The sequence below is a fragment of the bacterium genome (assembly GCA_020440705.1).
In the GTDB taxonomy this organism is placed as follows: Bacteria; Krumholzibacteriota; Krumholzibacteriia; order LZORAL124-64-63; family LZORAL124-64-63; genus JAGRNP01.
Map to the genome: position 1 here is coordinate 8602 of JAGRNP010000093.1, position 7035 is coordinate 15636.

Genomic DNA, 7035 nt, shown 5'->3' on the forward strand with positions numbered 1-7035 from the left:
GAGGCGCGGCTGGGCGCGCGGCCGGTCTTCGCCGCCGGCAACAGCAACAACGACGAACCGATGCTGCGCTGGTCGCTCGACGGCCAGCGGCGCGCCTTCGCCCTGTGGATCCACCACGACGACGAGGGACGCGAGTACGCCTACGACCGGGGCACCGACAGGATCGCCGGGCTGGTCGCGGACCGGCCCGGCGGATTCGAGGTGAGCATGAAACGGGACTGGGACCGCCTGTTCGGCTTCGCGCCGGAGCGCTAGAGCAGCCGCGACACCTGGTCCACGATCTTGTTCAGCGACGGCCCGAGGACGTCGATGCCGTCGCTGTTGGCCACCCGCCGGGCGTTGTCCTTCAGGCCGGGCAGGGCCCGGGCGGCCTGCTGGGAAAGGTCGGCCCGGGCGGTCGGGCTGAGGTTCGGCAGGCGGTCGATGATCATGTCGAGCTCCTCGCTCACGCCGTCGAGCACGGGCAGGGCCTCGGCGGCGGTCGCCGCGTTGCGGGCGCCGCCCACCGTGCGCGTCACGCGATCGAGCAGACCCTGCAGGTCGTCGACGGCGGTGATGCCGGTCTCGGGTTCCATGTCGGGGCCGCCGCAGCCGGCGAGGGCCGCGACCAGGACGAGCAGGACGGCCGCGAGGGCCGCGAGGTTTCGGATGCGCAGCATGGGATCTCCCTCCGGGAAGCTGGTTGAGTGCGAAGGCCGCATCATAGGCGCACCGGTCCGCGCTGTCCACCGCCCGCCCCGCACCGAAACTTTTCGTGCAACCTTGTGCGCGGGGTCCCGTATCCCTACCATCAGTCAGTCGAAAGACTGACTCCCTCCCGACAGCGACTCAAAGCGACTCACCGCGACTCACGACGTGAAGTTTCCGCTGCCCCTGAGGTGCGCTGTCGAAGTTTTCCCTCGCAGTCCGACCGCTCCGGCGATCGCACTGGGAAGACCCGGCCACCGGGAAACTTCCCAGGGCGTGTTGTGCCGGTGTACCAGCACTTGACGTTTTGAGAAGCCGACCCGCCGCCACTTCATGGAAGGAGATCCACCGGATCGGCCGCGCCATCCTCGTGTGGAACTTCCCGTCATTCGCGAAGTGCGAATGGAGCCCCACTCCTTCATTCACGCGCATCATTCGACCTCGTGTCGATGTCTCCAGATTGGGGGAGAACCACCATGAAGAAGAACCTACTGCTCCTGACAGCGGCCATCGTGCTGGCCTGGTCGTGCGCGGCCGCGGCCGGCGAGATGCCCCGTTTCATGAAGGGCGACGCCACCATCCTCGGCGGCAACGCCCACCTGTCCAAGGCCGCCGGCGACACCATCCAGCTCATGGGCCCGACCGGCTCCGGCGCGGCGTATCTCGGCGATTTCGAGGCCGGCTGGAACGGCTGGACCACCGAGGACCTCACCCGGACCACCATTTCCCACTGGCAGGTGAGCGACTTCGGCCTGGCCCCGGGCGAACGCGCGGCGTGGTGCGGCGACACCGCCTTCGCGTCGTGCGACGACTCGCTCGACGCCAGCGGCGGCTACGGCCACAACTGGCACGATCTGCTCGTGTTCCGGCGCGCCGTGGCCGATCCGCAGGCCGCGGCGAGCGTCCAGCTCACGGCGTCCCTGCAGTGGGACTCCGAGCCCGGTTTCGACTACGTGTACCTGAGCACGAAGACCAACGGCCAGATCGGCTACACCAACATCCGCAGCTGGGACGGCGCGGGCTCCGAATCCGTGTCCGAGTTCATGTCGTTCGACCCGGCCGAGCTCATCGACGGGACGGACGTGTACGTCCTCTTCCGCTTCCAGTCCGACGGCGGCTGGGACGACGAGGACTGCTCCTGGCCGACGTCCGGTGCCTGCCGCGTCGACGACGTGGTCGTCACCATCAGCCAGGGCGGCCAGGCCGACATCGTCAGCTCGACCGACTTCCAGGACGGCACGTTCGGCGATTGGGTCATCGCGTATCCCGACGGCGTCGGCGACTTCGCCCAGATCTGGTCGGGTCTGGAGGACATCGATCCCTGCCGGACCAACTACAGCAACCAGATCGCCTTCATCGACGACAACATCGTGGTGCCGGGCACCGGCGGCGGCACCTGCGTCAACTGGTGCTACGGACCCGCCGGCTACATCGTCAACACGGTGGGTGGCCTCGCGGGACCGGCCTTCCACGTCCAGAACTTCGTCGACTCGCCGATCATGGCCTGGCCGAACGCGTCGTACGACGGCGTGCTGCTCGAGTTCGACGTGTTCCGGCACGAGGACCTCTCGGTCGATGCGCCCGGCGTGTTCTACATGTTCGGCGTCCGCTCGGGAACGTCGGCCGCGGCCACGGGCGACGCGACCTGGCTCGACCGCAACGGCGTGTATTTCGGCGACGGCGACTACTTCCGCGAGTTCTTCCCCGTGACCGACCTGATGACCCCGGGGCGCACCCATGTCCAGGTGCAGCTCGGCGTCTGGGAGGCCGGCTGGATCTGGGGCTGGATCGGCAACGACGGCTATCCGGCGCCCTACTTCGACAACGTTTCGCTGAAGATCTACCCCTTCAGCGGACCGGGCATGTCGACCAACGAACTGCGGATCGCCAACGACGCCTTCCCCGAGGTCGATGCCATCAACCTCACGGATCTCGGCTCGCTGCACGTGCGGTTCGACGCGGCGCAGAACATTTCGCCGTCGACCCACCTGCGCAACGACCCGGGTGATTCGACGGTGATCGACATCGTGCCGGTGCGCACCGGCGCCACCCTGGCCGGACCGCCGATGCTCCATTACGTGATCGACGCGAACCCCCTCTTCGATCCGTACCGGACGTCGCCCGTCAGCGGCGCGGTGCCGGGCGCGCCGGCCGATCCGGGCACCGGCATTCCCGACGACGCCAAGTGGGCGTTCGACCTGCCCGACACGGGCCTGCTCTTCCCCGGCGACGTGCTGCACTACTACGTGCGCGCCGGCGACGACGTGGGCGGCGACGTGCAGTACTCGACCCTGCCGGCGAACCTGGCGGGCTTCGGCGACTTCAGCCACCCGCTGGCCTACAGCTCGAGCTTCACGGTCCACGCCCTGCCCTCCATCCGCGACGACGGCTTCGGCGGCTTCGACGTTCCCGGCATCCTGTTCTGGAACGACTTCGCCAACCGCGGCGGCGAGGACGAGTGGTACGGCGCCCTGTCCAACCTGGGCTTCCGGGCGGGCGTGGACTACGACATCTACTACACCAACCGGCCCGACTCGGGCGTCGGCAACGGCATCGGCGGCCGCACCAGCGGCCTGGCCCTCGAGTTCTACGACGACATGCTCTACACGTCGGGCGACATGGCCGTGGCCACGATCTCCAACGGCGACTACAACGTCGACGCCGGGAACGACATCGGGGCCCTGCTGAACTGGATGTCCGACGGCAACAAGGACCTCTTCCTGACCGGCGACAGCCTCGTCGGCGACCTGGCGATCAACGCCGGGGCGGCCGGCGGCGCCTTCAGCGAGGACGTCATGGGCGTGAACCTCCTGGCCACCGACGTGCGGTCGTTCATCAACGGGCAGACCACGCCGCTCGTGCGCGCGGTCCCCGGCAATCCGGTCATCCAGACCGTCGACTCGTGGATCGCCTACGGCGGCTGCCTGCAGATCAACACCTTCGACGGTGTCGTGGCGCGGGCCGGCGCCCAGCGCCTGGCCGAGTTCACCGACCAGAACGGCAACCCCGGCGCGTACAGCTTCGCGGCCGCGACGCTGAACGTGTACAACGGCACGAACCGCATCGTCTCGATGCCCTACGACCTGCGCTACCTGTACACCGATACGTCGGCCAAGGACGCGGCCCCGCTCGCCGCACGCGCCCGGATCCTGGGCGAAGTGCTGTCCTTCTTCGGACGCGACGGCGACCCCGGCGCCGTCACCGGCGTGGTCCCCGAAGCCCGTTTCGAGGTGTCCAACTACCCCAACCCGTTCAACCCGAGCACGCAGATCGCCTACTCGATCAAGGCCCCCGGCCGCCTGACGCTGAAGGTCTTCGACGTGCGCGGCCAACTGGTCAAGACCCTGATCGACGGCCACGTCGAGGAGTCGAGCCACATCCTGTGGGACGGCACCGACGCGTCCGGCGCCAAGGTCGCCAGCGGCGTCTACTTCACCGAGGCCCGGATGGGAGGTGACGTCCAGGTGGGCAAGATGGCCCTCGTGAAGTAGGGACGATTCCCTGACCCCACCATGCAGAGGGGCTCCCCCGCATCCGGCGGGGGAGCCCCGGTTCGGTCCGGCACGAGCATGGCTAGAACGGCACCCCCGCCTGCACCTGCCAGGCCGCCCCCCGCTGCTCCGCGAGCGGGTCCGGATCGAGGAGCGCCCCCCCGAGCACCCACGCGCGCCCGCCTTCCCACAGCAGCGCCGGTCCCCAGTTGAACGACTCGGCGCGGTAGCCCAGGGAACCGAACCGGTCGGCGAGCCACTCGCCCTCCAGGGCGAGGGCGAAGCCGTGGCCGAGGTCGCGGCTCACCCCGCCGCGCGCCAGCAGATGGTCGCCGCTCTCCTGGCCCGGATCGTGGGGATGGCAGTGGGCGAAGCTCAGGTTGGCGACCAGCGCCAACGCCCCGCCCGAACGCTCGAGCACCAGACCGTACTCGCCACTGGTTTCGGCGGCACAGCGGGACACCGACGCCGCCAACGACAGGCCCAGGCTCCCGTCGGCCGGAGGGACCAGGTTCCACACACCCCACAGGGCGGTCCCGTCGAAGTCGGTCTCGGTGCCCTGCTCACCGCTCACCACGGTCCAGGCGGGCAGCGCCAACCCCACCTGCAGGCGCGGCAGCAGGCCGTATTCCAGTCCGATCTGCCACGACCCCTCGCTCTGGGTGGCGGTGCCGTCCTCGAGGCGGGTGAGGGATCCGGCCTGGACGAGTTCGCCCTCGCCGGGCGCGAAGGTCTCGGCTTCGACGATCGTCATGAAGCGGCCGGCATGGGCCGGACCGCCGCAGAAGACGGCGACGGCGGTCAGGATCACCACCGGGAGCACTGGACGGGACACTTGGCAGAGCATGGTTCTCCTCCGGGTTGGGATGGTGCGACCCGGCCAAACTACGCTGTTGTTAAATTATTATCAAGTGAAAATTTGTAATCATTAAAGTTTTTTGTAGAGACATAAAGATGGACCCGACCGGCAACGAAGACGGGGGCCGCATGGCCCCCGTCGGGTTGCGCAAGGTGGGGTGGCCTAGCGGAACTGGGCCTTGAGGTCCCCCCAGGACGTCGCTTCGACGGGCGTGGCGCCCCCGGTCACGAAGGCCTGGTTGGCCTGGGCCACCGAGAGTCCCGTCAGGGCGTCCAGGCCGGCGGCCACCCGCAGGTCGGCGATCTGGCCCGCCAGATCTCCCGTCGCGACGGCGGCCACGGCATCGAGCAGCGAGGTCATGGCGCTCTGCATGGTCGGCGTGACCGTCATGGCCCCCGCCCCGTTCAGCAGATCGTCCAGGGCCGGCAGCCAGGCGTTGCGGGCCGTCATGAAGTCGTCAACGAGGGTCGGGTTCGCCAGGAACGTGCCGATCATCCCCGCGCCCATCTCGCCGTACAACGCGGCGATGTCCTGGCCACCGGGTGTCGAGGCCAGAACCTCGTCGCGGTAGCGCCGCAACATGCCGAGATCGCCGGCGATCGACTTCGCTCCCGGACGCCCCGAGGCCCCGGCCGACTTGCCGCCGCAGCCGACGGTCAACGAGCAGTCGCCGACGCAGGGGATGAACTCGTCGGCGAAGACGTAGGTCCAGAGCATGCAGAGGAAGCAGTCGGTGATGGTGTAGGGTTCGGGGGCCTCCATGATGATGTCGACGGAGTGGAAGTCGTCCGGCCCCGCCGGCGCCACGTTGTGCAGGTTCATCATGCGCACGCCGCCCGCCGCGGCGCCGTCGGTCCCGACCTTCGTGACGATGACCGTGCCGTCGGATAGTCCCGGTCGGATCTCGACCGAGTTCGGAAACACGGAGATGGCGCCCCAGGCGACGAGATCGACCCGGACGGTGTCGGTGACCGCCTGCCCGTCAGTGGTTTCGACCCGCAGAAACCCCGAATCGTCGGTACCCAGGTTGACCTCCATGACCGTGCCGCAGTTGTAGACCTGGCCCGCGTCGTCGTAGCAGTAGCGCGGGACGATCGCCTCGTCGTCGAACGGCCCCGCCCGGAAGGTCAGGTGCGGCAGGGTCGCGCCGCCGTCGTTGTCCAGGATGTTCACCTGGATCACGTTGTCCGTCGGCGAGATGAGCGGGCCGTCGGCGTTGGTCAGGGCCACATAGATGGTCTCGGTCCCTTCCGCCACCGCGTCGTCGACGATGGTGAGGACCACGTCGCGCGGGGTTCCGTCCCCCGAGGGCCAGCTCACGGATCCGGTGCCCCCGGTGTAGTCGTCCGGCCGCACGGCGGTCCCGGATTCGAGCACGTTGTGCAGCACGAACTGGGACCCGTTGCCGGGGCCGCTCAGGCCCACCTGCAGTACGACCGTTCCGACGCCCTCGGAAACCTCGATGACAGGCGGCCCGATCCAATAGGCCTCGACCTGGGCGCGGGCCCCGGGGGCTGCCGCCAGGAACAGGATGGCCAGGACCAGAAAGCGGATGCGACGCATGACATTTCCCTCCACGGATGCGGGACGACGCGCCGGACCGCCTGGACGCAGGCGGCACGACGGCTCGTCCGGACAGGTGTGACCCCCAGACCTGGAATGGGTCGCGAAAGCCGGCGCGGAAATCACACCGCCGCGAAGGAATTTTCGCCTGGGAACGGCGAGGGCGGTCAGCGGGAGGAGAACGGGTGCAGGTCCGACCGGGCCACGACGTCGCCGTCGCGCAGCACGTCGACCTGCCAGAACATCGTGTCCGGCCGGCCGGTGAGCACGTCGCCCGCAACAGCGAGCGCGGTGTCGGAACCGGCCGACAGCAGCGTGACCTCGCGCAGGGCGGCGTCGAGCACCCGGACCCGGTAGGTGGATCCAGGCAGCCCGGTCCGCCACGTCAGCCGCCAGCCGCCGCCGTCGGTGGCGACGGCCGACACCACCGGAACG

At 68.9% G+C, this 7035-nt stretch carries 6 protein-coding genes; 2 read left to right on the forward strand and 4 right to left on the reverse strand.

The window, feature by feature from the left end; all coding sequences use genetic code 11:
• Positions 1-255 (forward strand): haloacid dehalogenase-like hydrolase (locus tag KDM41_13150; protein ID MCB1184374.1); only part of this gene is annotated, 255 nt, incomplete at its 5' end.
• Here KDM41_13150 and KDM41_13155 read toward each other — a convergent pair.
• Positions 252-659 carry a hypothetical protein gene (locus KDM41_13155; protein MCB1184375.1) on the reverse strand — a complete coding sequence of 136 codons (408 nt, stop codon included), beginning with the start codon at positions 657-659 and terminating at the stop codon, positions 252-254. The two genes, KDM41_13150 and KDM41_13155, sit on opposite strands and share 4 nt — an antisense overlap.
• Before the next feature lie 504 nt (positions 660-1163).
• Here KDM41_13155 and KDM41_13160 point away from each other — a divergent pair.
• A complete protein-coding gene (locus tag KDM41_13160) occupies positions 1164-4178 on the forward strand; it encodes a T9SS type A sorting domain-containing protein (GenBank protein MCB1184376.1) in 3015 nt (1004 codons plus the stop codon).
• Between the two features lie 82 nt (positions 4179-4260).
• On the opposite strand, the gene KDM41_13165 is transcribed toward KDM41_13160, so the two are convergent.
• The 3 genes from KDM41_13165 to KDM41_13175 form a co-directional block, all read right to left on the reverse strand.
• A complete protein-coding gene (locus tag KDM41_13165) occupies positions 4261-5025 on the reverse strand; it encodes a hypothetical protein (protein ID MCB1184377.1) in 765 nt (254 codons plus the stop codon).
• A gap of 174 nt (positions 5026-5199) precedes the next feature.
• Positions 5200-6600, reverse strand: a complete 1401-nt coding sequence (locus KDM41_13170) for a hypothetical protein (protein MCB1184378.1) — start codon at positions 6598-6600, stop codon at positions 5200-5202.
• 167 nt (positions 6601-6767) lie between these two features.
• Positions 6768-7035 (reverse strand): hypothetical protein (locus KDM41_13175; GenBank protein ID MCB1184379.1); only part of this gene is annotated, 268 nt, incomplete at its 5' end.

What these genes read in the sequence shown, in the direction of transcription:
- KDM41_13155 (MCB1184375.1), bottom strand. Translation starts at nt 659, where the DNA reads ATGCTGCGCATCCGAAACCTCGCGGCCCTCGCGGCCGTCCTGCTCGTC.
- KDM41_13165 (MCB1184377.1), bottom strand. Translation starts at nt 5,025, where the DNA reads ATGCTCTGCCAAGTGTCCCGTCCAGTGCTCCCGGTGGTGATCCTGACC.
- KDM41_13170 (MCB1184378.1), bottom strand. Translation starts at nt 6,600, where the DNA reads ATGCGTCGCATCCGCTTTCTGGTCCTGGCCATCCTGTTCCTGGCGGCA.
- KDM41_13160 (MCB1184376.1), top strand. Translation starts at nt 1,164, where the DNA reads ATGAAGAAGAACCTACTGCTCCTGACAGCGGCCATCGTGCTGGCCTGG.